The sequence below is a fragment of the Streptomyces sp. RerS4 genome, from assembly GCF_023515955.1.
In the GTDB taxonomy this organism is placed as follows: Bacteria; Actinomycetota; Actinomycetes; order Streptomycetales; family Streptomycetaceae; genus Streptomyces.
Window position 1 is genome coordinate 3,591,028 of sequence record NZ_CP097322.1, and the last position, 26,063, is coordinate 3,617,090.

Genomic DNA, 26,063 nt, shown 5'->3' on the forward strand with positions numbered 1-26,063 from the left:
TCAGGGCAGCAGCGCCCGTACCGCCAGCCAGGCGTCGACGGCCTCCGTCAGGGGGTCGTCGACCGCCAGCAGGGGCCGCAGCGGCACCAGCCACCGGGCCACGCCCTTGAGCCGCCGCAGGTGCAGGATGCGGGCGGGCGGCAACTCCCGCCAGATCCGGCCCCGTTCCGCCGCCTCGGCCGGGGTCAGGTCCAGCAGCGCCAGCAGCTCGGCGCACAGCGCGGCGGGCTCCCCGGCGGCCCCCGCACCCAGCTCCCGGATCAGGTAGCAGCGTACGAAGGCCAGGTCGGGGCCCGTTTCCAGGGCGGACGCGCCCTCCGCCGCGGCCCGTCGACGCGTCGCCGCGAGCGCCACCCGCGCCCAGCGGACGCGGACCTCGCGCGGCAGCCGGTCGTCCTGCATCCGGGCCACCGCCAGGACCCGCAGGGCCTGCGGCCGGGGCTCGTCGCGCAGCGGCGGCCCCGCCGCCAACCAGGCCTCCAGCTCGCCCAGCGTGTGCGCCGCGGCCGGTACCGAGGTCAGCACCTGGCCCGGGGTCAGCAGGGCGGCCATGGGCCCGCTGAGGTGGACGCGCGCCGTGTGGCCGCCGCCGATGAACTCCACCGGCCGCCCGTAGGCCTCCACCTGCCGCAGCGCGAGCCGGGACTCCCCGGCGGCGTACACCTGACCGGCGTGGGCGACGCCGCCGAGGCACCGCACGACGCACACCCCGCCCCGTACGTCGGCCTCCTCGACGGAGTGGACCTGTAGCTCGGTGATGGGCACCCCGGCCTCCCTTCCCGGGCCGGAGGCTACCGCGTCAGGCGCCGGTCGGGTGCTCCAGGACGAGGCGGATCTCGGTGACCTCGTAGCCGGCCCGGTCGAAGGCGGCGGCCATCGGGACGTTGACGGTGTCGGTGGTCGCGGTGATGCGCTCGGCGCCCTCGCCGGCGTGGAAACGGGTGATCTCGGCGAGCACCTCGTCGATCAGGCCCTGTCCGCGCTGCTCGGGAACGACGCCCAGGTACCCGACGTTGCGGTGGTAGGGGGTGGCGGAGGGGATCGCCAGGCCGGCGAGGGTGCCGTCGGGCAGGTGGGCCAGGCGCCACCAGGAGCGCTCACCGGGGCAGTCCCGGTAGAACGCCATGTCCTCGCGGGCGAGTTCCTCCTCGCTCATCGTGGCGAGTTCGTGGCGCGTGGCCAGGTCGAGACTGCCGCGCGACAGCCGGACGAAGGCGTCGAGGAACTCCTCGTCGGTGCCCTCGCGGAAGACGAGCTTCCCGGTCGGCTCGGCGGTCCCGGCCGCCGGTGTCCACTCGTAGCGCAGGCGCTCGATCTCGCGCGTCAGACCGGCCCTGGACGCTGCCTCGCGCCGCCACGCCACCGCCTCGACCACGGCCGGGTCGCTCCGCCAGTCGCGGGGCAGGGAGACGTTGTAGCCCGGGTGCGTGCCGAAGGCCTCGTGCCCGGCCGCCAGCAGCCCGGCGGCGACGCCGGTCGGGTCGGCGACGTCCGCGCGGACCTGGAGGCAGTCGAGGGCGACGGGCCGCTCGCTGTCGGCCCGACCCCACCACAGGGCGCGGGCGACGACCCGCCCGTCCTCGTCCTCGGCGAACCAGGTCCACTCGGGACGGAATCGGTTGCCGGCGAGCTCCTCGCGGAAGCGGTCGGCGGTCAGGGCGGCGACGGGAGGGACGGGGCCGTCCGCCGGGTAGGCGGCGGCGCGGTCGAGGTCGGCGGGGTCCGCGGTGGCGGGTCGAAAGCGCATGGGCCGATGATCACACCGGGACCCGGCCCCCGACCAGGGGTTTTGGCAGTCGGCTCGGACGCACGAGGGCCGGCCCCCCACACTTGCGCGCGGGGAACCGGCCCTCGTGTCCGTCGACTACCCGGTGACCCTCAGGTCAGCACCAGGTGACCAGCCGGCGCGGGTGTTCCAGGACGGCCGCGATGTCCGCCAGGAACTTCGAGCCCAGCTCGCCGTCGATCAGACGGTGGTCGAACGACAGCGCCAACGTGGTGACCTGGCGCGGCTTCACCTTGCCCTTGTGGACCCACGGCTGGAGCTTGATCGCGCCGACCGCGAGGATCGCGGACTCGCCGGGGTTCAGGATGGGCGTACCGGTGTCGACGCCGAAGACGCCGACGTTGGTGATGGTGATCGTGCCGTTCTGCATGTCGGCCGGGGAGGTCTTGCCGTCGCGGGCCGTGGCGACCAGCTCGGACAGGGCCGTCGACAGCTCGCCGAGGGTCTTGGTGTGCGCGTCCTTGATGTTCGGCACGATCAGCCCGCGGGGAGTGGCCGCCGCGATGCCCAGGTTGACGTAGTGCTTGAGCACGATCTCCTGGGCCGCCTCGTCCCAGGACGCGTTGACGTCCGGGTTGCGGCGGATGGCGACCAGGACCGCCTTGGCGATCAGCAGCAGCGGGTTGATCCGCAGACCGGCGAGGTCCGGATCGTCCTTCAGCTCCTGGACGAGCTTCATCGTGCGCGTCACGTCGAGCGTGATGAACTCGGTGACGTGCGGCGCGGTGAACGCCGAGCCGACCATGGCCTGCGCCGTGACCTTACGGACCCCCTTGACCGGGATACGGGTCTCCCGGGCCGACGCCCCGGCCGCGACGGGCACGGCGACGGGCGCGGGCGCCGCGACCGGAGCCGCCGGGGCCGGAGCCTGCTGCGGGGCGGCGGGCTGCGCGGTGAGCGCGGCGGTGGCCGCCGCGTGCACGTCCTCGCGGGTCACGACCCCGCCCTGACCGGTGGGGACCACCGAGGCCAGGTCGATGCCGAGGTCCTTGGCGAGCTTGCGCACCGGCGGCTTGGCCAGTGCGCGGGCCGCGCCGTTCGGCGCCGCCGGGGCGGCGGCGGCCTGGGGCTGCGCGGGTACGGCCGTCGGGGCCGCCGTACCGTTCCGGCTGGGCGCCGCCTCCGCCGGGGCCTTGCGCGGCCGGCGCTTGGTGGACGCCTGGGACACGCCGTAGCCGACCAGCACGGGCTGGCGCGCCGCGGCGGCCGGCTCCTCGGCAGCCTCGACCGGTGCGACCGAAGCGGCCGGAGCCGCCGCCGTGGCCTCGGCACTCGCGCCACCACCGGCCTCACCGGTCTCGACGGAGATGATCACCTGGCCGACGTCGACCGTGACGCCCTCCTCGAAGAGCAGCGCGTGCACCACCCCGTCGAAGGGGATCGGCAGCTCCACGGCCGCCTTCGCCGTCTCGACCTCGCAGACGACCTGGCCGTCGGTGACGGTGTCACCCGGCTGGACGTACCACTTGAGGATCTCGGCCTCGGTGAGGCCCTCGCCCACGTCGGGCATCTTGAATTCGCGGATCGTCATGACGCGGGTCTCCTCAGTACGCCAGCGAGCGGTCGACGGCGTCGAGCACCCGGTCCAGGCCGGGCAGGTACTCGTCCTCCAGGCGGGCCGGCGGGTACGGGGCGTGGAAGCCGCCGACGCGCAGCACCGGCGCCTCCAGGTGGTAGAAGCACCGCTCCGTGATGCGAGCGGCGATCTCCGCGCCGACGCCCAGGAACACCGGGGCCTCGTGGACCACGACGAGCCGGCGGGTGCGCTCCACCGAGGCCTGGAGCCCGTCGAAGTCGACGGGGGACATCGAGCGCAGGTCGACGACCTCCACCGACTTGCCCTCCTCGGCCGCCGCGGCCGCCGCCTCCAGGCAGACCTTCACCATCGGCCCGTAGGCCGCCAGGGTGAGGTCGGTGCCGGGGCGGGCGACGCGCGCCTTGTGCAGCTCGCCGGGGATGGCCTCGACGTCGACGTCGCCCTTGTCCCAGTAGCGGCGCTTCGGCTCGAAGAAGATCACCGGGTCGTCGCTCAGGATGGCCTGCTGGAGCATCCAGTAGGCGTCGGAGGCGTTCGACGGGGAGACCACCTTGAGGCCCGGCACGTGCGCGAAGAGCGCCTCGGGGGACTCGCTGTGGTGCTCGACGGCGCCGATGCCGCCGGCGTACGGGATGCGGACGACGACCGGCAGCTTGATCTTGCCGAGCGCGCGGGCGTGCATCTTCGCGAGCTGCGTGACGATCTGGTCGTAGGCCGGGAAGACGAACCCGTCGAACTGGATCTCCACGACCGGCCGGTACCCGCGCAGGGCCAGGCCGATGGCGGTGCCGACGATGCCCGACTCGGCGAGCGGGGTGTCGATGACCCGCTCCTCGCCGAAGTCCTTCTGGAGACCGTCGGTGATGCGGAAGACGCCGCCGAGCTTGCCGACGTCCTCACCCATGATCAGGACCTTGGGGTCGGTCTCCAGGGCCTTGCGCAGCGACTCGTTGAGCGCCTTCGCGATCGACATCTTCACGGCAGCCATCAGTGACCCTCCTCGGCCGACTCGAAGGACGCGAGGTACGCGGCGAACTGGGCGCGCTCCTCGTCGACGAGCGCGTGCCCGTCCGCGTAGACGTTCTCGAAGATCGCCATGGTGTCGGGGTCGGGCATGGCGCGCACGACCTCGCGCACCCGCTTGCCCAGGGCCTCGCTCTCGGCCTCCAGCGCCTCGAAGAACGCCTCGTCGGCGCCCCCGCTCGCCAGCAGGTGGGCCTTCAGGCGCAGGATCGGGTCCTTGGCCTCCCAGGCCGCCGTCTCCTCGTCGCGCCGGTACTTCGTCGGGTCGTCGGAGGTGGTGTGCGCGCCCATGCGGTACGTGAACGCCTCGACCAGCGTCGGGCCCTCGCCCCGGCGCGCCCGCTCCAGCGCCCAGCGGGTGACCGCGAGGCAGGCCAGGACGTCGTTGCCGTCGACGCGGACGCCCGGGAAGCCGAAGCCCTGTGCGCGCTGGTACAGCGGGACGCGCATCTGGCGCTCGGTGGGCTCCGAGATGGCCCACTGGTTGTTCTGGCAGAAGAACACCACGGGGGAGTTGTAGACCGCCGAGAAGGTGAACGCCTCCGCGACGTCGCCCTGGCTGGACGCGCCGTCGCCGAAGTAGGCGATCACGGCCGAGTCGGCGCCGTCCTTGGCGACGCCCATGGCGTAGCCGGTGGCGTGCAGGGTCTGCGAGCCGATGACGATCGTGTACAGGTGGAAGTTGTTGGTGTTCGGGTCCCACCCGCCGTGGTTCACGCCGCGGAACATGCCGAGGAGGTTCGTCGGGTCGACCCCGCGGCACCAGGCCACGCCGTGCTCACGGTAGGTCGGGAAGACGTAGTCGTCGTCGCGCAGGGCGCGGCCGGAACCGATCTGGGCCGCCTCCTGGCCGAGCAGCGAGGCCCACAGGCCCAGCTCGCCCTGGCGCTGGAGGGCGGTCGCCTCACCGTCGAAACGGCGGGTCAGGACCATGTCGCGGTAAAGCCCGCGCAGGTCCTCGGTGGTGATGTCCTCGACGTACGGCGCGAATTCCGCCACGTCGGGGTTGTCGTTGACATCGACCCGTTCGCCCTCGGGCGTCAGCAGTTGTACGAGCTGAGGCTCGGCGTCGTGCGGCTGTGCGGTGGCAGCGGCGGTCTTGCGGGCGCTCGCCGCGCCTGCCGCCCGCTTGGTGCCGCTGCTGCGTCGCGGCTTGCGCGCGGCAGTGCTCTCCACGGTCACGTGTGCTCCTCCGTCGGTCCGGCACCCGGGTTCTCCGGGGACCAGTGCGGCTCACCTGTATCCGTACCCGCGCACGGGGTGGGTGCGCGTCGAGTGGGGATTCAGGCGTGACAGGTGCCCCGGCGAGTGCCCTGCGCAAAGCACGTTACCCAGTGCGTCGCATAACTGCGAAACCCCACTTGACCTGCGATTTTGCTTGGATATCCAAGTAAATCGAGTGTTGCGGGAACAACCACTGGTCACAGCCTTGCAGGGGGCCGGAACAACGGCACGTTATCCCGGGTAACTCCGTCAGGGAAGGGGTGAGTATGTGAAACTGACTCCATGCGTGAAACCGGAAAAATCACGGTATTCCTCTTGGACGACCACGAAGTGGTACGCCGTGGTGTTCATGAGCTGCTGTCCATCGAAGACGACATCGAGATCGTCGGCGAGGCCGGTACGGCGGCCGACGCGCTGGTCCGCATCCCGGCCACCCGTCCGGACGTGGCCGTGCTCGACGTCCGGCTCCCCGACGGCAGTGGCGTGGAGGTGTGCCGCGAGGTCCGCTCGCAGAACGAGGACATCAAGTGCCTGATGCTCACCTCGTTCGCCGACGACGAGGCGCTGTTCGACGCGATCATGGCGGGCGCCTCGGGCTACGTCCTCAAGGCGATCCGGGGAAACGAGCTGATCAGCGCCGTACGGGACGTGGCGGCCGGCAAGTCCCTGCTGGACCCGGTGGCCACCGCCCGGGTGCTGGAGCGACTGCGTGACGGCAAGAACGGCAAGGGCGACGACCGCCTGGCGAACCTCACCGAGCAGGAACGCAAGATCCTCGACCTGATCGGCGAGGGGCTGACGAACCGGGTCATCGGCGAGCGGCTGCACCTGGCGGAGAAGACCATCAAGAACTACGTGTCCAGCCTGCTGTCGAAGCTGGGCATGGAACGCCGCTCGCAGGCGGCGGCCTACGTGGCCCGCCTCCAGGCGCAGAAGCGCTAGAGCCCGGCGCGGGCCGCCCGCCGGCGCCGCTCCAGGTGGCTCCGGCGGGGCTCAGGCGCCGTTCGAGCCGCGCTCCGCCGCCGCGCCGGCCGCGCTGCGGGGCCGCCCGTCGTGATTCCACACGAGACACTGTTCAATTCGGGACCAACGTCCTGGATCGTGGGGGCGGGATCCCCTTCCCCGGGCCCCGCGCGGTGGCGGAGAGTGGTCCGCATGTCCCCTGAGGAACTCCACGCCATCGAACTGCTGCGCCGCGTGCCGTACGGCCGGGTCGCCACCAGCATGCGTGCGCTGCCCTTCCTCGCCCTCGCCCGCCACATCGTGGTGGACGGCGAGGTGGTGCTGAGAATGCACGCGGGATTCGGCTATCACCAGGCCTGCAACGGAAGCGTCGTCTCCTATGGGGCCGACAACTTCAATTCCGCGGACTCCACCCTCTGGTCGGTGCAGTTCACCGGAACGGCCCGATTGGTCGAACCGACCACGACGGAACTGGAGCTGTTCGGACCCGGCCCGCATTTCGTGGACGGCGCCGTCTTCGACCCGGTTCACATGCGTATCGAACCGCAGCTCGTCACCGTGCACACCCTTGACGGACATCTGAGCGAGCGCGGCCAGCAGTACCACCACGCGCTCTGAGCGAGGCGTGGTGGTCGTGCCGTTCCTCGGTTGATCCCCTAATCGCCGCCGTCGCCGCTCACCGGTTCGCCGCTGGTGGGCGGGGTCGGCTTCGTCGTCGGCGGCACCTCCGTGGAGGGCTTCGTCGGCGGCACGGTCGGAGGCGAACTCTTCGTCTCCGGCGGGGTGCTCGGCGTCGACGGCGTCGGGCTGGTCGACGGCGTGTACCGAGTGCGGCTCGGCGTGGGCACGTACGTCTGCTCGTGCGAGCCGCCCGAGGAGGTGCTCGGCGGCGCCGACGGGCTCTCCGGCGTCGAACCGGGACTGCTCTGCGCGCCGCCCGGACTGCTCTGGCTGGTGGACGGCTTCCCGCCGTCGCCACCGCCGCCACCGAGGCCGCCGCTCTTCACCGCGTACGCCACACCGCCCGCGATCGCGAGGACGGCGAGCAGCGCGAACAGCGCCACCTTCCAGCGGCCACCGCCGCCCCGGCGGTCGTCGTAGCCGTCGTAGCCGCCGTGACCGCCATGCCCGCCGTGACCGCCGTGCCCGCCGTGGCCGTTGCCGTGCCCGTGCCCGCCGCCGCCCGGGAAGGCGGAGCCGTCGTCCGGGTTCAGCGGGGGCACCATCGGCTGCTGGAACTGCGAGGTCGTCGCGTGCGAGGGGTACTGGGGGCGAGAGCCGCCCGCAGCCGGCATCGCCGAGGCGGTGCCCGCGCCGGGCTGGCCGTGCGGGAGGGCCATGGTGACCGGACCGGTGTTCCAGGTGCCGGTGTTCGGCCCCTGGTCCTGGAGCATCTGGAGCGCGTACTGGACGAGCCCGCGCATCTCCTCGGCGCTCTGGAACCGGTCGTCGGGGTCCTTGGCGAGCGACCGCATGACGAGGCCGTCGAGTTCCGCCGGGATGTCGGCGCCCTCGGGCAGCCGCGACGGCGGCACGGGCATGTCCTGGACGTGCTGGTAGACCACCGACAGCGGGGTCTCGCCGGTGAAGGGGGGTCGCAGCGCGAGGAGTTCGTAGAGCAGACAACCGGTCGCGTACAGGTCGCTGCGGTGGTCCACGGCCTTGCCGAGGGCCTGTTCGGGCGACAGGTACTGGGGGGTGCCCATCACCATGCCGGTCTGCGTCATCGTCGACTGCGCGCCGTGCAGGGCGCGGGCGATGCCGAAGTCCATCACCTTGACCGCGCCGGTGTTGGTGATGATGACGTTGGCCGGCTTGATGTCACGGTGCACGATGCCGTGCTGGTGCGAGTACGCGAGCGCTTCGAGGACGCCCGAGACGATGATGAGCGCCTGCTCGGGGCCGGGGGCCTCGGCGCTGATGAGCAGATCGCGGATGGTGCGACCCTCGACCAGCTCCATGACGATGTACGGGACGACGTTCGGGCCGACCCGGTCCTCGCCCGAGTCGTACACGGCGACCACGGCGTGGTGGTTCAGTCCCGCGACCGACTGGGCCTCACGGGTGAAGCGCGCCTTGGACACCGGGTCCTCGGCGAGGTCGGCGCGCAGCAGCTTCACGGCCACGGTGCGGCCCAGCCGCACGTCCTCGGCGGCGAAGACCTCCGCCATGCCGCCGCGGCCCAGCCGGTGCGTCAGGCGGTAACGGCCGTCGCCCACGAGGCCGCCTGCGCCCCAGTGCTCCGGACCTTCGGCCATCCCGGCGCCGGTTCCCTCGGGTTCGGGTGCCATCAGTCCTCGCCGTCGTCTCTCTCGTCCGCTCTAGCGGTGGGTCCTCATCGGGTGCTCCGATGAACGCTACAGCCTCCGAACCGGTCACCGTTCGGACCAAGGCACCCCGTAGCAGCCCGGTCACGGAACGGGGACCTGGCTTGACGTGTGCTTGCCCTCCGGCAGACTGGGCGCCACATGCGCTCAGCCAGACGCGTAGGGACACAGCCCGAGGGGAAGCAACAGTCATGAGCCAGGACGGCACGCAGGGCCGGTACGCAGGCGGCTCCCTGGCCGGTGGCCGTTACCAGCTAAGGGATTTGCTGGGCGAGGGGGGCATGGCCTCGGTCTACCTCGCGTACGACTCCGCGCTCGACCGGCAGGTCGCGATCAAGACACTGCACAGCGAGCTGGGGCGCGAGGCCTCGTTCCGCGAGCGCTTCCGGCGTGAGGCGCAGGCTGTTGCCAAACTGTCGCACACCAATATCGTCTCGGTCTTCGACACGGGCGAGGGCGAGGTGTCGTTCGACGGCTCCGGTGACGGCGGGCTCATGCCGTACATCGTCATGGAGTACGTGGAGGGCAACCCGCTGGGCTCCGTCCTGGAGGCGGACGTCCGCCAGTACGGGGCGATGCCGGCCGACAAGGCGTTGAAGGTGACCGCCGACGTGCTGGCCGCGCTGGAGACCAGCCACGAGATGGGTCTGGTCCACCGTGACATCAAGCCCGGCAACGTGATGATGACGAAGCGCGGCGTCGTCAAGGTGATGGACTTCGGCATCGCGCGCGCGATGCAGTCCGGCGTCACCTCGATGACGCAGACCGGCATGGTGGTCGGCACCCCGCAGTACCTGTCGCCGGAGCAGGCGTTGGGGCGCGGTGTGGACGCCCGTTCCGACCTGTACTCGGTCGGCATCATGCTCTTCCAGCTGCTGACGGGCCGGATCCCCTTCGAGGCGGACTCGCCGCTGGCGATCGCGTACGCGCACGTCCAGGAGGAGCCGGTCGCCCCGTCGAGCATCAACCGCTCGATCACCCCGGCGATGGACGCGCTGGTGGCGCGGGCCCTGAAGAAGAACCCGAACGAGCGCTTCCCCACGGCCGCGGCCATGCGGGACGAGGTCATGCGGGTGATGCAGGCCGGTCAGACGGGCGCCCCGTCGATCGTGCCCGGCGCCGCCGCCGGTGGCAGCGGTGCGGGCGTCGGCTCGGCGGTGTTCCCGCCGGTCGACTCCGGCTACCAGAGCGCCCCGCCGCAGTCGCTCCAGCAGCCGTACCAGGCCCCGCACACCCCGGCGCCGTCCCCGTACGCGCCGACGCCCGCGCCGCAGCAGCACGCGCAGGGCGGCTACGCGTACCCGCAGCCGGCCGCGCACGGCACGACGCCGATGCCGCAGCAGGGGTACGCGCCGCAGACGCCGGCGCCGTTCACCATTTCGCCCTCCGCGTCCTCGTCCTCGGGCGGGTCGGCGGCCGGCGGGAAGCGGAACACGCCGGTCGTCGTCGGGGCGATCGCGGTGGCCCTGCTGGCCGTCGGCGGCCTCATCGCGGCGCTGAACATGGACGACGACAAGGGCGGCGGCAACGAGGCGAAGCCGTCCACCTCGGCGTCCGCGTCCGGCTCGGCCGTGGCCGGCCACAAGGGTCCGGACCCGACGCGCACGATCGACCCGGAGAAGTGCAAGACGGCCACCAAGTCCTACAAGGACGCGAACAAGGTCGTGGCGCCGGACTTCCGGTACAAGCACCTGCGCTCGGTGAAGGAGTGCATCCAGGCCGCCGGCTGGCGGTTCGAGATCCAGGAGCGCGACGAGGCGGTCTACGGCCAGGACACCGTCCTGGAGCAGCTGCCGGCCGCGGGCACGGATGTGGCCAAGGCGGACACCGAGTTCACGCTGATCGTCTCGACGGGAGACCCGCAGTAGGCGGCACCGCGCGGCGGTAGCCGGCCTGCCGGTTCGGCGTGCCGGTAGCCGTCGTGCCGGGGGCCGGGCGGGTGGCGGGGGCCACTCCTCCGCGCGGCCCGGGATGCCGCGTTTGTCCTGACATGTGAGCCTGAGCTCGTCGTAGCGTCGCCGCGGACGGGAGGGCTCCCCGTGACCCCACGCCTCCGCGCGCCGTCCCGCGCCGCCTGGGCCGCGCTGGCCGCCGCCGCGCTGCTGCTCTCCGCACCGGCGAGCGCGAGCCCCGCCCGCGCCCCGGCGCCGCCGCGCCCGCGAGCGCCGTCGCGGTGGCCGACGTACCCGAAGAGGCGTACGAGGAGCTGGCGGCAGTGCGGCGGGCGTCGGCCGGGAGCGCCCGGGCGACCCGCCGGCGAGCCGGCCGACCCCGAGATGGTCACCGCCTCCCGCCCGCGGCGCCCGGCCCGGCCGGTCCTGCCGCCGCGCCCGCACCAGGAGCCGCCCGCGCCGCTGACGCCGGCCACGCCGAGCACCGCGTCGAGCACCGCGCCGAGCCCGTCGGGGAACGTCACCGCGCTCGGCACCGAACCCAACGAACGCGCCGCCGACCTGGCCGCGCACATGCTGCCGTTGGGCACCGGCCTGGCCCTGATGGGCCTCGGCCTGGGCTACATGGGCATGCGCCTACGCCGCGGCGGTTAGGCCGCGTCTTGGCCGTCCAGTGGGGCTCAGTGCCGCTTCGCCGTGCGACGGGGTGTGCTTGCGCCGGTGAGCATACTCGGTATACATACTGAGTATGTCGATCCGTCACGGGCTTCTCGCCCTGCTGGAACGCGGCCCGCGCTACGGCTCCCGGCTGCGTACCGAATTCGAATCCCGCACCGGCTCCACCTGGCCGCTCAACGTCGGGCAGGTGTACACGACCCTCGCCCGGCTGGAGCGCGACGGCCTCGTCGAGCCCGACGGCGAGGACCCCGCCGGGCACACCCTCTACGCCATCACCGAGGCCGGACGCGCCGAGCTGCGCGCCTGGTACGAGCGCCCCGTCGACCGCACCAACCCGCCCCGCGACGAGCTGTCCATCAAGCTCGCCATGGCCGTCGGCGCCCCCGGCGTGGACATCCGCGCCGTCATCCAGTCCCAGCGGCACGCCACCCTCAAGGCGATGCAGGACTACACCCGCCTCAAGGCCCGGGCCCTCACCGCCATCGAGACGGGCCGCTCGCGCGAACGCGACGACCTGGCCTGGCTGCTGGTCCTGGAACAGCTGATCTTCCAGACCGAGGCGGAGGCCCGCTGGCTCGACCACTGCGAGTCCCGACTCGTCCGCATGGCCGGGGTCATCGCGGCGGACACCCCGCCGACCGACCCGACGCCGGCCGGCCCGGCTCAGAGCGACCCGACGCGAAGCGATCCGACGCCGTCCGACCGACCCCGCGGCATCCGCGCGCGACGGGGCTGAACCACCGTTCCAGGGGGAACCCTCATGCCCGACCAGCACCACAGCGCGCCGCCCGTCCTGCGCCTCGACCGGCTCACCCGCACCCACGGCAGCGGCGCCACCGAGGTACACGCCCTGCGCGGGATCGACCTCGACGTCCACGCCGGTGAACTCGTCGCCGTCATGGGCCCGTCCGGCTCCGGCAAATCCACGCTCCTCACCCTCGCGGGCGGCCTCGACATGCCCACCAGCGGGCGCGTGGTGGTGGAGGGCGTCGACCTCACCACCGCGAGCCGGCGCCGGCTCGCCGCGCTGCGCCGCCGCAGCATCGGCTACGTCTTCCAGGACTACAACCTGATACCGGCCCTCACCGCCGCCGAGAACATCGCCCTGCCCCGGGAACTCGACGGCGTCTCCGCCCGCAAGGCCCGCGCATCCGCCCTCGCCGCACTGGAGGAGATGGGCCTGGGCGCCCTCGCCCACCGCTTCCCCGACGAGATGTCCGGCGGCCAGCAGCAGCGCGTCGCCATCGCCCGCGCCCTGGTCGGCGACCGCCGCCTGGTCCTGGCCGACGAACCCACCGGCGCCCTCGACTCCGAGACCGGCGAGTCCGTCCTCGCCCTGCTCCGCGCGCGCTGCGACGCGGGCGCCGCCGGGGTCCTCGTCACGCACGAGCCCCGCTTCGCCGCCTGGGCCGACCGGGTGGTGTTCCTGCGGGACGGCAGCGTCATCGACGAAACCGCGCGCAGCGGGGCCGACTCGCTGCTCTCGGGACGGGCGGGCGGCCTGTGACCACCCCCCTCGGTTCCTGGTACCACTCCTGGATCGCCGCGCTGCGCATCGCACGACGCGACGCCTGGCGGGCCAAGGGCCGCAGCTCCCTGGTCCTCGCCATGATCGCCCTGCCGGTCATCGGGGTGAGCGCCGCCGACCTGACCCTGCGCAGCGCGCAGCTGACGCCCGAACAGCGGCTCAGCCGCGAGATGGGCGCCGCCGACGCCCGGATCGGCCCGAGCCACCTGGACGGCCCCGTCTACCAGAACCCCACCGGCAAGGTCGTCGTACCGGTCGGTGGTTTCGGCTCGTACCGCCCTTCCGAGCGGGACGAGAGACCGCCGCTGAAGGACGCGCTGCCGGCCGGGGCCAAGGCGGTCGAGGACGTCCTCGGCCACACCCGCGTGCACACCACGCACGGGCTGCTCGACACCGATCTGCGCGAACTGGACGTGCACCACCCGCTCACCGAGGGGCTGATCACCCTCGACCGCGGCCGGCTGCCCCAGGGGCCGGGCGAGGTCATCGCCACCACCGCCTTCCTGGAGGCCTCCGGGCTGTACGTCGGCTCCGCGGTCACCCCGCGCGGCGGGCCGACCTCGAAGATCGTGGGGGCGTACGAACTGCCCTCGAAGCTCGGGAACCCCGAGCTGCTCGCGCTGCCCGGGAACCTGTTCGCGCCGCTCGACAAGGCACTCAAGGCCGCCGGAGCCCCCGGGGTCCGCACCGTGAACGCGTACCTGGTCACGGTCGGCGGCGGTGATGGTTTCACGTGGAACATGGTCAAGGAGGCGAACACCAAGGGCGCGCTCGTGCTCTCGCGCGCCGTGACCCTGCGCCCGCCGGCCGACTCCGAGGTGCCGCTGTACCGGCAGCAGCCGAAGGCGGTCGACATGTCCGGCGCCGTGGGCGGCGCGATCAGCGACAAGGCCGCCGTGCTCGCCGTCGTCGGACTGGCGATGCTGGAGATCTGCCTGCTCGCGGGTCCCGCCTTCGCGGTCGGCGCCCGGCGCTCGCGCCGCCAACTGGGTCTCGTCGGCGCGAACGGCGGCGACCGGCGGCACATCCGGGCCATCGTCCTGTCCGGCGGCCTCGTCATCGGCGCGGTGGCCGCCGTCGTCGGCATCGCGCTCGGCCTGGTCCTCACGCTCGGGCTGCGGCCGTGGCTGGAGCGGCAGGTCGGGGTGCGTTTCGCCGGGCTGGACGTCCGCCCGCTGGAGCTCCTCGGCATCGCCGCGATCGCCGTGCTGACGGGCCTGCTGGCCGCCGTCGTGCCTGCCGTCACCGCCTCCCGGCAGAGCGTCCTCGCCTCGCTCACCGGCCGCCGGGGCGTGCGCCGCGCCAACCGGGTGCTGCCCGTCGTCGGCCTGTTCGCCGTGGCCGGTGGCGTCGCCCTCGCCGTCTACGGCACCAGCGTCCGGATGAACCCCGGCTTCGTCACCGGCGGCAGCGCGCTCGCCGAGCTGGGGCTCGTCGCCCTCACCCCGACGCTGGTGGGCCTGTTCGGGCGGCTCGGGCGGTGGCTGCCGCTGTCGCCCCGGCTCGCGCTGCGCGACGCCGTGCGCAACCGGGGGCGTACGGCCCCGGCCGTGGCCGCCGTCCTCGCCGCCGTCAGCGGAACGGTCGCGGTGTCCACGTACCAGTACAGCCAGGACGTACAGGCACGGCACGAGTACACGGCCGAACTCCCGGCCGGTACCGGCTTCCTGACCTCCCGGGACAACCTCGGCCACCGCGAGGTGCCGGCGCTGCGCGACACCCTTTCGAAGAACCTGCCGGTGGCGGTACGGGCCGACGTGGACCGGCTGGTGGTCGGCAACCCGAGCTGCGAGACGGGGTCGACCGATCCCGGCTGCGGACGGGTCGAGTTGATCACCCCGAAGGAACAGCGCTGCCCTATCTCGCAGGCCGAGCACGGCGCCGCCTCCTTCACCCCGGACCGGCTACGGGAACTGCACGGCGACCCGCGCTGCGAGGAGCGCAGGTTCGGCGAGGTGGGCCCGGTCGTCGCCGACGAGAGGCTCCTCGACGTGCTGGCGGTCCACGACCCCGGCTCGGTGGCGGCCCTGAAGGCGGGTCAGGCCGTCTCGCTCGACCCGCTGAAGGTGAAGGACGGGCAGGTCACCCTGCGGGTCGTCACCGATCCGGCGGCGGCTCGGGGGGCCGAGGCGAGGCGTGCCGAAACGCCGGGCCAGGACAAGGTGTTCGCCGTGCACCAGGCACCCGCGGGAACCGAGAACTGGGGCGTCCCGCTGGTCCTGCCGCCGTCCGCCGTCCGCTCCGCGGGCATCGCCACGGCGCCGCTGGGCGCGTACTTCAGCCTCGACGGGAAGGCCACGACCCAGCAGCGGCAACGGCTCGACGGGGAGATCGACCGCATGGGCACCGATGCCCGGGTCACCATCGAGGACGGCTACCAGGGCCAGAGCACCATCGGCCTCCTCGCGCTCGGCCTGTTCGCGGGCCTGGTCACCATCGGCGCGGCCGGCATCGCGACCGGGCTCGCCCAGGCCGACTCCGAGGCCGACCTGAAGACCCTGGCGGCGGTCGGCGCGGCCCCCCGGGTGCGGCGCACGCTGAGCGGGTTCCAGTGCGGGGTGGTGGCCTTGATGGGCGTGGTCCTCGGCACGGCCGCCGGGATCCTGCCGGTGGTCGGACTGCGGCTCACGCAGGAGCGGGAGCAGCGGCGGCTGGTCGCCCACGGCATCGAGATGGGCTACACCTCGCTGAAGGACACCGAGGTGTACGTGCCGATCGCGGTGCCCTGGGAGACGTTGGCCGGGCTGCTGGTCATCGTCCCGCTGGGCGCGGCGCTGCTCGCGGCGCTGGTGACCCGGTCGAACGGGGTCCTGGCGCGGCGGGCCGGCGGCTGAGGTTCCGGCAGCGGGCGGCTGAGGTTCCGGCGGCCGTTCACTGAGGTTGGCGCCCCCGTACAGGGTGGATCACGCCCGTGCGGGGGCACACCGTGTGAGGACGAAGGTGTGCGAGAGAATGTCGGCATGGAGATGCCGAGGAGTGAACGGTCGCAGGACAGTCCCCCGCACGTCCTGATCGTGGGACAGGACGGGACGGCGGTCGGCGGCGCCGATGACGAGTCGCGCGAGGTTCCGGTGACGGACATGGTCGAACAGCCTGCCAAGGTCATGCGGATCGGCAGCATGATCAAGCAACTTCTGGAAGAGGTGCGCGCCGCACCTCTGGACGAGGCCAGCCGGGTCCGTCTGAAGGACATCCACAAGGCGTCGGTGAAGGAACTCGAAGACGGCCTCGCGCCGGAGCTGGTGGAGGAACTGGAGCGCCTCTCCCTGCCGTTCACCGAGGAGGCCATTCCGTCCGAGGCGGAACTGCGCATCGCGCAGGCCCAGTTGGTGGGCTGGCTGGAGGGTCTGTTCCACGGCATCCAGACCGCCCTGTTCGCGCAGCAGATGGCGGCGCGGGCGCAGCTGGAACAGATGCGCCGCGCCCTGCCGGCGGGCGCCTCGCACGAGGACGACGAGGAAGGCCCCCACGGCGCCATCCGCTCGGGCCCGTACCTCTAGGGGGTTTCCGGCGGATCAGGGTCGGATACGCCGCGGGCCCGGCCCTGATCCGCCGGACACCCCCTAGGACCCCGCCGTACGCCCCCGAACCCTCCGCCGACCGCTCCGCCGGGCCCTACCGGGCCCGGCGGAGGTCTGCCGGATGGTCAGCGCGGTGCTCGGATGCCGTCGATGATGCGAGTCCAGTTGTCGCCGCCGTGTCCGTCCTTGATCGCGCGCAGGTAGTGGGCCTGCACGGCCAGGGGGAGCGCGAGGTCGAGGCCGAGTGACGTGCTCGTCTCGACGATGTGGTCGGCCGTGGCACCCATCATGGTGACCGTGCTGAGGTCGCCGGGATGCTCTCCGGCATCGAGCGCGGCGCCGGGGTTGTCTTCACCGGCCCTCAGGATGTCGCCGATCGAGTCGGCGGAGGAGAGCAACTCCGGCAGCGCTTCCTCGGCCTTCATTCCCGCGGTGCCCAGCATCGCGGTGGCGTGCATCAGTGCGGACAGGGTGGTGAGGAACACCGCGAGTTGGGCTTGATACATCATCTGGGCGAGGCCCGGGTCCTCCCCCAGGTGCTTCGGTGTTCCGAGCAGCGCCAACGTCGCCAGGTGCCTGTGCAGGACCTCGCCAGGGCCGCTGTAGTAGACATGGGCCGCCTCCGTGCCGACCATCGGCGCGGGAACCATGACACCTCCGGTGAGGAAGGCGGCGTCGTGGCCCGCTGCCCAGGTCGCCGCCTCGCGTGTGCGGTCGGGAGTGTCCGAGCTCAGGTTGACCAGCGTCCGGCCGGCGAGAGATCCGGTGGCGCCGTCGAGGACGTCGTACATCGCCTGGTAGTCGGTGAGGCTGAGGATCACGAGGTCACTCGCTTCGACCGCCTCTGCGGGTGTCGCCGCGAGCGTCGCTCCTTCGGCCACGACGCCGTCGGCCCGACCGGCGCTGCGGTTCCAGACGGTGACCGAGTGGCCGGCGGTGAGGAGGGTACGCGTCATCGCCTGGCCCATCGGGCCGAGCCCGATCACGGTGACAGCGCTGTTCTTCCTGGTGGTGCGCTTCTGTTCGTTCACCCCTCCATGCTCGGAGAGCGCCACTACTCTCGGAAGTACGCACTATTTTCTGCGGTACTTACCTTTTCGTAAGCGGTACTCACCTTTTCGTAAGGGGATCAGTGATGGCCAAGGCGCCGAGACGCGGGCCTTACATCTGCGGTATCGACGCCGCGCTCGACGTGGTGAGCGGCAAGTGGAAGGGGCTGATTCTCTGGGAACTCGACACCCATCGCGTACGCCGCTTCGCCGAGCTCCGTCGCGCTCTGCCGGGAGTGAGCGAGAAGATGCTCACGCAGCACCTGCGCGAAATGGAGGAGGACGGTCTCGTGTACCGGGACGTCCATGCCGAGGTGCCGCCGCGGGTGGAGTACTCCCTGACCGAGCACGGACGCACGCTCAATCAGGCACTGGGGGCCCTCGGCGCCTGGGGAGCCGAGCGCATGCGTCGCGAAGGCTCCGAAGCGGTCGATGTGGCCGAGACTCCACCGCCGCTCGCGGGCGGTTCCGTGGCCGGTAACGGCCGGGTAAGAGCCGGGTAAGGGCCTGGGAAGCGGCGCCCCCCGACGGGGTCCGGCGGGCCGCATACTCGGGGGATGAGTTACGACGCGATCGTGCTGGCCGGTGGGGCGGCCCGGCGACTCGGCGGGGCCGACAAGCCCGCCCTCCCGGTCGGCGGCCGGGCCCTGCTCGACCGGGTCCTGGATGCCTGCGCGGACGCCCGCACCACCGTGGTGGTCGGCACCCGGAGGGCCACGGCACGGCCGGTCGGCTGGGCGCTGGAGGACCCGCCCGGCGGCGGCCCGGTGGCCGCGCTGGACGCCGGGGTCCGTCGCTGTTCCGCCGAGTTGGTCCTCGTACTCTCCGCCGACCTGCCCTTCCTCGACGGGGACACCGTCCACGCCCTGCTGTCGACGGCGGCCGGCGGCGCGGACGGCGCCCTGCTGCGCGACCCCGAGGGGCGCGACCAACCCCTCGTGGCCGCCTACCGCGCCGAACCCCTGCGCCGCGAACTCGCCCTGCTGGCCACCGAGCACGGGCACCTGCGCGGTCTGCCCCTGCGCGCCCTCACCGCCGAGCTCGACCTCACCCCCGTCACCACCGCCGCCCCGCTCGCCTCCTTCGACTGCGACACCTGGGAAGACCTGGCGGCGGCCCGTGCCCGGATCAGGGAGCATGGGAGCGTGCTGGAGCAATGGATCACCGCCGCCAAGAACGAGCTGGGGATCGACGTCGACGTCGACACGAAAACCCTGCTCGACCTCGCCCGTGACGCCGCCCACGGCGTCGCCCGACCCGCCGCTCCGCTGACGACCTTCCTCGTCGGCTACGCGGCCGCCCGCGCCGAGGCCACCGGCGCCGACCCCGCCCGGGCCGTCGCCGATGCCTCCCGCAAGGTCGCCGACCTGGCCCTGCGCTGGGCCGCCGAGACCGGCCCCGCCCACCCCGAGGAGACCGGCTCCGGATGACCCGTACCGACGCCGACGGCGCCCTGGACGAGGCCCTCGCCCTGGTCAGCCGCAGCTCCCCGCAGACCCCTGACGACAACGCCGGCGGCGACGGTGGCGGCGGCCGGCGAGCCACCCCGTGGCTGCGCGCCCGCGAGAGCGCCGTACGCGCCGGCTCGGGCGTCCGGGGCCGTACCCACCGGATCCCGCTCGCCGACGCGCTCGGGGAAGTCCTCGCCGCCCCCCTCGACGCCCTCGGGGACCTGCCGTCCTTCGACACCTCCGCCATGGACGGCTGGGCCGTCGCCGGCCCCGGCCCCTGGACCGTCCGCCCCGGCGGCGGCGTCCTCGCCGGCTCCGAGCCCTCCGCCCCCCTCGCGGACGGCGAGGCCGTACGGATCGCCACCGGCGCCCGGATCCCCGCCGACACCACCGCCGTGATCCGCAGCGAGCACGCCCGCGAGTCCGGCCGGCAGCTCCACGCCCGGCGGCCCGTCACCACCGGCCAGGACATCCGCCCGCGCGGCCAGGAATGCCGCTCCGGCGACCTGCTGCTGCCCGTCGGCTCCCTCGTCACCCCCGCCGTCCTCGGCCTCGCGGCCGCCGCCGGCTACGACGAACTCGTCACCCGGCCCCGCCCCCGCGTGGAGATCCTCGTCCTCGGCGACGAACTGCTCACCGAGGGGCTCCCGCACGACGGCCTGATCCGCGACGCCCTCAGCCCCATGCTCGGCCCGTGGCTGGCCCGCGCCGGCGCCGAGGTCATCGGCACGCGCCGGCTCGGCGACGACCCGGCGGGCGCCGAAGCCCTCTTCGAGGCGGTCACCACCTCCACCGCCGAGGTGATCGTCACCACCGGCGGCACCGCCTCCGGTCCCGTCGACCACGTCCACCCCGTCCTGGCCCGCGCCGGAGCCGAACTCCTCGTCGACGGGGTCGCCGTCCGCCCCGGGCACCCGATGCTGCTGGCCCGCATCGGCGAACAGGCCGAGGGCCGTCACCTCGTCGGCCTGCCCGGCAACCCCCTGGCCGCCGTGTCCGGACTGCTCACCCTCGGCGAACCGCTGCTGCGCGCCCTCGCCGGCCGCCGCCAGCGCCCCCGCTACGCGGTGCCGATCGAGGGCGACGTCCCCGGACACCCGCACGACACCCGTCTCGTGCCGGTGCGGCTCACCGACGAGCACGCCGTGGCGCTGCGCTACAACGGCCCGGCGATGCTGCGCGGGGTCGCGGCGGCCGACGCGCTGGCCGTCGTACCGGCGCACGGCGCGCGGGCCGGTGAGGAGTTGGAGATCCTGGACCTGCCCTGGGCCTCGGGGGGATGTTTCACGTGAAACTTCACGGCCAGGACGCCATGGCGCGGGACGCCGATGAGAAACTCGTCTCGCGCCGCGTCAAGCTCCCCAAGCGCGTCGTGGAGAAGCCGCTGCGGCAGGTCACCCGCCGGGTACTGATGGCCTTGCTCGTGCTGTGCCTGACGGTCCTGATCGTCTGGCTGGACCGCGAGGGCTACCACGACAACGCCAACGAGCAGGTCGACTTCCTCGACTGCGTCTACTACGCGACCGTGACCCTGTCCACGACGGGCTACGGCGACATCGTCCCGTACAGCGACAGCGCGCGGCTGGTCAACGTCCTGTTGATCACTCCACTGCGCGTGCTTTTCCTGATCATCCTGGTCGGCACCACCCTGGAGGTGCTCACGGAGCGCACCCGGGAGGAGTGGCGGCTGAACCGCTGGAGGAAGAACTTGCGTGACCACACGGTCGTCGTCGGCTTCGGCACGAAGGGCCGCTCCGCCCTTCTGACGCTGCTGGCGACCGGCCTTCGCAAGGACCAGGTCGTCATCGTCGACCCGAGCTCCAAGGTGATCGACACGGCCACCTCGGAAGGCTTCACCGGCGTCGTCGGTGACGCCACCCGTTCCGATGTCCTGCTGCGGGCCGAGCTCCAGAAGGCCCGTCAGATCATCATCGCCACCCAGCGGGACGACACGGCCGTCCTGGTGGCCCTGACGGCCCGCCAGCTCAACCGGGGCGCGAAGATCGTGGCCGCCGTCCGCGAGGAGGAGAACGCGCCGCTGCTGAAGCAGTCCGGCGCGGACGCGGTCATCACGAGCGCGAGCGCGGCGGGACGGCTCCTGGGCCTGTCCGTCCTGAGCCCGAGCGCCGGCACCGTGATGGAGGACCTGATCCAGCAGGGCAGCGGCCTGGAGCTCATCGAACGGCCCGTGCGCAAGGCGGAGGTCGGCCGCAGCGTGCGCGAGACGGAGGACCTGGTCATCAGCGTCCTGCGCGGGCACCGGCTGCTCGCCTACGACGACCCGCACGCGAGTCCGCTCCAGGCGATGGACCGGGTGATCACCATCGTGCGCGCGGCGTACCCGACGGGTCCTCAGGTCACCCTCGGCCCGGCGGAGTAGATTCCGCCCCATGCATGCGATCACCATCGAGCGGCCCGGCGGTCCCGAGGCCCTCGTCTGGGCCGAGGTACCCGATCCGGTGGCGGGCGAGGGGGAGGTGCTCGTCGAGGTCGCGGCGAGCGCCGTGAACCGCGCCGACGTCCTTCAGCGCCAGGGGTTCTACGACCCCCCGCCCGGCGCCTCGCGCTACCCCGGCCTGGAGTGTTCCGGGCGGATCGTCGCCGTCGGGCCGGGCGTGTCCGGCTGGGCGGTGGGCGACGAGGTGTGCGCGCTGCTGGCCGGCGGCGGGTACGCGGAGCGGGTCGCCGTACCGGCGGGACAGGTGCTGCCGGTGCCGGCCGGGGTGGACCTGGTGGCCGCGGCCGCGCTGCCGGAGGTGGTGGCGACCGTCTGGTCGAACGTCTTCATGGTCGCGGGCCTGCGCCCCGGCGAGACGCTCCTCGTCCACGGCGGGGCGAGCGGGATCGGCACGATGGCGATCCAGCTCGGCAAGGCGGTGGGCGCGCGGGTCGCCGTCACGGCGGGCGGCAGGGAAAAACTGGCCCGGTGCGCGGAACTGGGCGCGGACATCCTGATCGACTACCGCGAGCAGGACTTCGTGGAGGAGCTGCGGGCCGCGACGGACGGGGCCGGGGCGGACGTGATCCTGGACATCATGGGCGCGAAGTACCTGACCCGGAACGTGGACGCGCTGGCCGTCAACGGCCGCCTCGCGATCATCGGCCTCCAGGGCGGCGTGAAGGCCGAACTGAACCTGGCCGCCCTCCTGGCGAAGCGCGCGGCGATCACCGCGACCTCGCTGCGCGCCCGCCCCCCGGAGGAAAAGGCCGCCATCGTGGCGGCGGTACGCGAACACGTCTGGCCCCTGATCACCACGGGCCGCATCCACCCGGTCATCCACGCCACGCACCCCCTCCGGGACGCCGCGGCAGCCCACCGAGTCCTGGAGTCCGGCACCCACGTGGGCAAACTCCTCCTCACGACCTGAGCTTCGGGGGACGGAGGAAGGGTGGGGCGGGGAGTCGGCGCCGCGCCCCGGGCGACCCGTAGGGACGCGGCTCCCGGGGCCCAACCCCGCAGGGTCCCGGGGCCACGCCCCACCGGGCGGCTACAGGCCGCGCAACAGCACCGCCGGGTTCTCGACGCAGTCGGCGACGTACCGCAGGAACCCGCCCGCCGTCCCCCCGTCGCACACCCGGTGGTCGAACGTCAGCGACAACTGCACGACCTGCCGCACCGCCAACTCACCGCGGTACACCCACGGCTTCGGGATGATCCGCCCGACGCCCAGCATCGCCGCCTCGGGGTGGTTGATGATCGGCGTCGAGCCGTCCACCCCGAACACCCCGTAGTTGTTCAGCGTGAACGTCCCACCCGTGAGGTCGGACGGCGCCAACTTCCCCGCCCGCGCCAGCTCCGTCAGCCGTGCGAACTCCGCCGACAGCGACTCCGGGCTGCGCGTCTGCGCGTCCCGCACGACCGGCACCATCAGCCCCCGCTCGGTCTGCGCGGCGAAGCCGAGGTGCACGGCCGGCAGCCGGACGATCTCCTTGGCCGCCAGATCGACGGTGGAGTTGAGCTCCGGGTACCGCGCGAGCGCGGCCGTGCAGATCCGGGCCAGCAGCGCCAGCACCGAGATCTTCGGCCCGTCGACGGCGTTCATCGCCGCCCGCGCCGCCATCAACTCGGTGGCGTCCGCGTCCACCCAGCAGGTGGCCTCGGGGATCTCGCGGCGGCTGCGCGACAGCTTCTCCGCGACGGCCCCCCGCAGCCCCTTGAGCGGAATCCGCTCACCCTGAGCCGCGACCACCGGGGCAGGAGCCGGCTCCGCCGGCCGACGCAACGCCGCCTCGACATCGGCCCGCAGGATCAGGCCCTCGGGCCCCGACCCGCGCAGGGCCCGCAGGTCGACCCCGTTGTCCTTGGCCAGCTTCCGCACCAGCGGCGAAATGACCGCCACCGGGCCGGCGGGAGCAACCGGAGCAACTGGAGCCACAGGAGCAACCGGAGCCGCCGGAGCCACCGCGACGGGAGCCGACACCGCGGCGGTGACGGGTCGCACCCGTCGCCGACGCGCCGGACGCGCGTGGTCCGAGCCGTAACCGATCAAGGGCCGCGGCACGTTGCCCGAGCCCTCCGCCTCACCGGAGCCCGCCTCGGACCCACCGGCGGACGCCGCGGCCGAGCCGCCGACCGCGACGGTGATCAGCGGAGCCCCGACCGGCAGCTCCGTACCCTCCTCGCCGAAGCGGGCGGTCACCACGCCCCCGTACGGGCACGGCACCTCGACCATCGCCTTGGCCGTCTCCACCTCGACCACCGGCTGGTCGACCTCGACGACGTCGCCGACGGCCACCAGCCACCGCACGATCTCCGCCTCGGTCAGCCCCTCCCCGAGGTCGGGCAGCTTGAACTCCAGTACCTGCGGCATCAGTTCTCCCACTGCAAGCGGGCCACGGCGTCCAGGATCCGGTCCACTCCCGGCAGGTGGTGCTTCTCCAACATCGGCGGCGGGTACGGGATGTCGAAGCCCGTCACGCGCAGCACGGGCGCCTCCAGGTGGTGGAAGCAGCGCTCCGTCACCCGGGCGGCGATCTCCGCGCCCGGTCCGCCGAAGCCGCCCGCCTCGTGGACCACCACCGCGCGCCCGGTACGGCGTACGGAGGCGACGACGGTCTCCTCGTCGAACGGCACCAGCGAGCGCAGGTCCACGACCTCCAGGTCCCAGCCCTCCTCGCGGGCCGCCTCGGCCGCCTCCAGGCAGAGCGGGAGCGAGGGCCCGTAGGTGATCAGCGTCGCGCTCGTGCCCGTCCGGCGGACCAGCGCCTTCCCGATGCCCGGGACGGCCGCGGGGGACTGCGGCGACCAGTCGGCCTTCGACCAGTAGAGCCGCTTCGGCTCCAGGAAGACCACCGGGTCGTCGCTGGCGATCGAGGCGCGCAGCAGCCCGTACGCGTCCTCGACCGTCGCCGGGGTCACGACGGTGAGGCCGGGCGTGGCCACGTAGTACGCCTCGGAGGAGTCACAGTGGTGCTCGACGCCGCCGATGCCGCCGCCGTACGGGATGCGGATGGTGATCGGCAGCGGCATGGCGCCGCGCGTGCGGTTGCGCATCTTCGCCACGTGCGAGATCAGCTGCTCGAAGGCGGGGTACGCGAACGCGTCGAACTGCATCTCCACGACCGGCCGCAGCCCGTACATGGCCATGCCGACCGCCGTGCCGAGGATGCCGGCCTCCGCGAGCGGGGTGTCCGTCACGCGGTCCTCGCCGAACTCCTTCGCGAGCCCGTCCGTGATGCGGAAGACGCCGCCCAGGGTGCCGACGTCCTCGCCCATGACATGGACGGTCGGGTCCTCGGCCATCGCGTCGCGCATGGCCCGGGTGAGGGCCTGCGCCATCGTCGCCGGCTTCACCGCCCGCTCGGCCCGCTCGGCCACCGTGCTCATGCCTCTCCCTCGGCTTCCAGTTCGGCGCGCAGCAGCTCCGCCTGCTCGCGCAGGGCGCCGGTCTGCTCGGCGTAGACGTGTGCGAAGAGGTCCATCGGGTTCAGGACGGGGTCGGCGTTCATCCGCTCGCGCAGGGTCGCCGCCATGGCCTCGGCGGCGTCGCGCGCCTCGCGTATGCCCGCGTCGTCGAGGATCCCGCGCGCGGTCAGCTCGCGCTCCAGCAGCAGCACCGGGTCGTGCGCCTTCCAGGCCTCCACCTCGGCGTCCGAGCGGTAGCGCGTGGCGTCGTCGGCGTTCGTGTGGGCCTCCATCCGGTAGGTGACGGCCTCGATGAGGGTCGGGCCGCCGCCCGAGCGGGCACGCTGGACGGCCTCGGTGAGGACCTCGTGCATGGCGGCCACGTCGTTGCCGTCGACCAGCCGGCCCGGCATGCCGTAGCCGACGGCCTTGTGGGCCAGCGTCGGCGCGGCGGTCTGCTTGGCGAGCGGGACGGAGATCGCGAAGCCGTTGTTCTGGACCAGGAAGACGACGGGCGCCTTCCAGACGGCGGCGAAGTTGAGCGCCTCGTGGAAGTCGCCCTCGCTGGTGCCGCCGTCGCCGACCATGGCGAGCGCGACGACCTCGTCGCCGCGCAGGCGTGCCGCGTGCGCCAGGCCCACCGCGTGCGGGAGCTGGGTGGCGAGCGGGGTGGACAGCGGGGCGATCCGGTGCTCGCGGGGGTCGTAGCCGGTGTGCCAGTCGCCGCGCAGCAGCGTCAGGGCCTGTACGGGGTCCAGTCCGCGGGCCACGGCCGCGAGGGTGTCGCGGTAGCTCGGGAAGAGCCAGTCCTGCTCCTCCAGGACGAGCGCGGCGGCGATCTCCGCCGCCTCCTGCCCGACGGTGGAGGGGTACACGGCGAGACGGCCCTGCCGGGTGAGCGCGGTGGCCTGGGCGTTGTAGCGGCGGCCGCGCACGAGCTCGGCGTAGTACCGGCGCATCAGCTCCGGGTCGAGGCGGTCGGCCGCCTCTGTGCCGAGGACCCGGTACGGCTCGGGGTCCGGCAGCAGCGGGGCGGCCTCCGTACGGGGCCTCCAGGCGGGCGGCGGGGTGACACGGTGCGACGCACCGGCACCGGGCAGCTCTTGGACCGTCATGGCGGCGTACACCTCCTCGTGGGAAGCGGGCAGGGACGCCTCGGGTGTGAGGCGCCTCACCTACCGATTGTTCGGTCGTTGGCGCAATTTGGCTACAGGCGGCTCCAGGCTGTGGACAAAGTGG

The 26,063-nt window shown here is 73.0% G+C and carries 23 protein-coding genes; 13 read left to right on the plus strand and 10 right to left on the minus strand.

Annotation, left to right across the window (positions count from 1 at the left end; translation table 11 throughout):
* The 5 genes from M4D82_RS16575 to pdhA (M4D82_RS16595) form a co-directional block, all read right to left on the minus strand.
* The gene (locus M4D82_RS16575) at positions 1 to 765 is read right to left on the minus strand and encodes a hypothetical protein (RefSeq protein ID WP_249766796.1); all 765 of its coding nucleotides are present in this window, start codon (positions 763 to 765) and stop codon (positions 1 to 3) included.
* 34 nt (positions 766 to 799) lie between these two features.
* The gene (locus M4D82_RS16580) at positions 800 to 1,747 is read right to left on the minus strand and encodes a GNAT family N-acetyltransferase (RefSeq protein ID WP_249766797.1); all 948 of its coding nucleotides are present in this window, start codon (positions 1,745 to 1,747) and stop codon (positions 800 to 802) included.
* Positions 1,748 to 1,883: 136 nt separating this feature from the next.
* Entirely contained in the window at positions 1,884 to 3,317 is a 1,434-nt protein-coding gene (locus tag M4D82_RS16585) for a dihydrolipoamide acetyltransferase family protein (protein ID WP_249766798.1), read from the minus strand.
* 13 nt (positions 3,318 to 3,330) lie between these two features.
* Positions 3,331 to 4,311 (minus strand): alpha-ketoacid dehydrogenase subunit beta, encoded by a 981-nt coding sequence (locus M4D82_RS16590; RefSeq protein WP_249766799.1) that lies wholly within the window; start codon positions 4,309 to 4,311, stop codon positions 3,331 to 3,333.
* Positions 4,311 to 5,528 carry a pyruvate dehydrogenase (acetyl-transferring) E1 component subunit alpha gene (gene pdhA / locus M4D82_RS16595; protein ID WP_249766800.1) on the minus strand — a complete coding sequence of 406 codons (1,218 nt, stop codon included), beginning with the start codon at positions 5,526 to 5,528 and terminating at the stop codon, positions 4,311 to 4,313. The genes M4D82_RS16590 and pdhA (M4D82_RS16595) overlap by 1 nt, the downstream gene beginning before the upstream one ends.
* Positions 5,529 to 5,852: 324 nt before the next feature.
* Between pdhA (M4D82_RS16595) and M4D82_RS16600 the strand changes: the two genes are divergently transcribed.
* Both M4D82_RS16600 and M4D82_RS16605 read left to right on the plus strand, forming a co-directional pair.
* Positions 5,853 to 6,512 carry a response regulator gene (locus M4D82_RS16600; RefSeq protein ID WP_249766801.1) on the plus strand — a complete coding sequence of 220 codons (660 nt, stop codon included), beginning with the start codon at positions 5,853 to 5,855 and terminating at the stop codon, positions 6,510 to 6,512.
* Between the two features lie 213 nt (positions 6,513 to 6,725).
* On the plus strand, positions 6,726 to 7,151 hold the full coding sequence (locus M4D82_RS16605; RefSeq protein WP_249766802.1) for a pyridoxamine 5'-phosphate oxidase family protein: 426 nt from the start codon (positions 6,726 to 6,728) through the stop codon (positions 7,149 to 7,151).
* 38 nt (positions 7,152 to 7,189) lie between these two features.
* Here M4D82_RS16605 and M4D82_RS16610 read toward each other — a convergent pair whose 3' ends face one another.
* Positions 7,190 to 8,824, minus strand: a complete 1,635-nt coding sequence (locus tag M4D82_RS16610) for a protein kinase domain-containing protein (protein ID WP_249766803.1) — start codon at positions 8,822 to 8,824, stop codon at positions 7,190 to 7,192.
* A 227-nt stretch (positions 8,825 to 9,051) separates the two neighbouring features.
* On the opposite strand from M4D82_RS16610, the gene M4D82_RS16615 reads away from it, so the two are divergent.
* The 6 genes from M4D82_RS16615 to M4D82_RS16640 all read left to right on the plus strand — a co-directional run bounded on the left by M4D82_RS16615 (position 9,052) and on the right by M4D82_RS16640 (position 16,458).
* The gene (locus M4D82_RS16615) at positions 9,052 to 10,728 is read left to right on the plus strand and encodes a protein kinase domain-containing protein (RefSeq protein WP_249766804.1); all 1,677 of its coding nucleotides are present in this window, start codon (positions 9,052 to 9,054) and stop codon (positions 10,726 to 10,728) included.
* Positions 10,729 to 10,899: 171 nt separating this feature from the next.
* Positions 10,900 to 11,406, plus strand: a complete 507-nt coding sequence (locus M4D82_RS16620) for a hypothetical protein (protein WP_249766805.1) — start codon at positions 10,900 to 10,902, stop codon at positions 11,404 to 11,406.
* Positions 11,407 to 11,500: 94 nt separating this feature from the next.
* A complete protein-coding gene (locus tag M4D82_RS16625; protein ID WP_249766806.1) occupies positions 11,501 to 12,166 on the plus strand; it encodes a PadR family transcriptional regulator in 666 nt (221 codons plus the stop codon).
* Between the two features lie 24 nt (positions 12,167 to 12,190).
* Positions 12,191 to 12,937, plus strand: coding sequence for an ABC transporter ATP-binding protein (locus M4D82_RS16630; RefSeq protein ID WP_249766807.1), 747 nt, complete (start codon positions 12,191 to 12,193; stop codon positions 12,935 to 12,937).
* 101 nt (positions 12,938 to 13,038) lie between these two features.
* Complete coding sequence (locus M4D82_RS16635; RefSeq protein WP_249771870.1) at positions 13,039 to 15,792, plus strand: ABC transporter permease; 2,754 nt, start codon at positions 13,039 to 13,041, stop codon at positions 15,790 to 15,792.
* A gap of 126 nt (positions 15,793 to 15,918) precedes the next feature.
* On the plus strand, positions 15,919 to 16,458 hold the full coding sequence (locus M4D82_RS16640; RefSeq protein WP_249771872.1) for a bacterial proteasome activator family protein: 540 nt from the start codon (positions 15,919 to 15,921) through the stop codon (positions 16,456 to 16,458).
* 146 nt (positions 16,459 to 16,604) lie between these two features.
* On the opposite strand, the gene M4D82_RS16645 is transcribed toward M4D82_RS16640, so the two are convergent.
* Entirely contained in the window at positions 16,605 to 17,510 is a 906-nt protein-coding gene (locus M4D82_RS16645) for an NAD(P)-dependent oxidoreductase (protein WP_283844481.1), read from the minus strand.
* Between the two features lie 104 nt (positions 17,511 to 17,614).
* On the opposite strand from M4D82_RS16645, the gene M4D82_RS16650 reads away from it, so the two are divergent.
* Genes M4D82_RS16650 through M4D82_RS16670 form a run of 5 tightly spaced genes read left to right on the plus strand, consistent with a single transcriptional unit; the run spans position 17,615 to position 22,347 of the window.
* Complete coding sequence (locus M4D82_RS16650) at positions 17,615 to 18,031, plus strand: winged helix-turn-helix transcriptional regulator (RefSeq protein WP_249766808.1); 417 nt, start codon at positions 17,615 to 17,617, stop codon at positions 18,029 to 18,031.
* A 54-nt stretch (positions 18,032 to 18,085) separates the two neighbouring features.
* Positions 18,086 to 18,958 carry an NTP transferase domain-containing protein gene (locus M4D82_RS16655; RefSeq protein ID WP_249766809.1) on the plus strand — a complete coding sequence of 291 codons (873 nt, stop codon included), beginning with the start codon at positions 18,086 to 18,088 and terminating at the stop codon, positions 18,956 to 18,958.
* The gene (locus M4D82_RS16660; RefSeq protein WP_249766810.1) at positions 18,955 to 20,271 is read left to right on the plus strand and encodes a molybdopterin molybdotransferase MoeA; all 1,317 of its coding nucleotides are present in this window, start codon (positions 18,955 to 18,957) and stop codon (positions 20,269 to 20,271) included. The genes M4D82_RS16655 and M4D82_RS16660 overlap by 4 nt, the downstream gene beginning before the upstream one ends.
* Positions 20,259 to 21,359, plus strand: a complete 1,101-nt coding sequence (locus M4D82_RS16665) for a potassium channel family protein (protein ID WP_249766811.1) — start codon at positions 20,259 to 20,261, stop codon at positions 21,357 to 21,359. The genes M4D82_RS16660 and M4D82_RS16665 overlap by 13 nt, the downstream gene beginning before the upstream one ends.
* 10 nt (positions 21,360 to 21,369) lie before the next feature.
* Positions 21,370 to 22,347: an NAD(P)H-quinone oxidoreductase gene (locus tag M4D82_RS16670; protein ID WP_249766812.1), complete on the plus strand. Its 978-nt coding sequence runs from the start codon at positions 21,370 to 21,372 to the stop codon at positions 22,345 to 22,347.
* A gap of 120 nt (positions 22,348 to 22,467) precedes the next feature.
* On the opposite strand, the gene M4D82_RS16675 is transcribed toward M4D82_RS16670, so the two are convergent.
* From M4D82_RS16675 to pdhA (M4D82_RS16685), 3 genes are read right to left on the minus strand one after another with little or no spacing between them, the layout of a single operon-like run.
* Positions 22,468 to 23,790 (minus strand): dihydrolipoamide acetyltransferase family protein, encoded by a 1,323-nt coding sequence (locus M4D82_RS16675; RefSeq protein WP_249766813.1) that lies wholly within the window; start codon positions 23,788 to 23,790, stop codon positions 22,468 to 22,470.
* A complete protein-coding gene (locus M4D82_RS16680; protein WP_249766814.1) occupies positions 23,790 to 24,806 on the minus strand; it encodes an alpha-ketoacid dehydrogenase subunit beta in 1,017 nt (338 codons plus the stop codon). The genes M4D82_RS16675 and M4D82_RS16680 overlap by 1 nt, the downstream gene beginning before the upstream one ends.
* Positions 24,803 to 25,939 carry a pyruvate dehydrogenase (acetyl-transferring) E1 component subunit alpha gene (gene pdhA / locus M4D82_RS16685; protein WP_249771876.1) on the minus strand — a complete coding sequence of 379 codons (1,137 nt, stop codon included), beginning with the start codon at positions 25,937 to 25,939 and terminating at the stop codon, positions 24,803 to 24,805. Before pdhA (M4D82_RS16685) ends, M4D82_RS16680 begins: the two co-directional genes overlap by 4 nt.
* Positions 25,940 to 26,063: the final 124 nt, after the last annotated feature.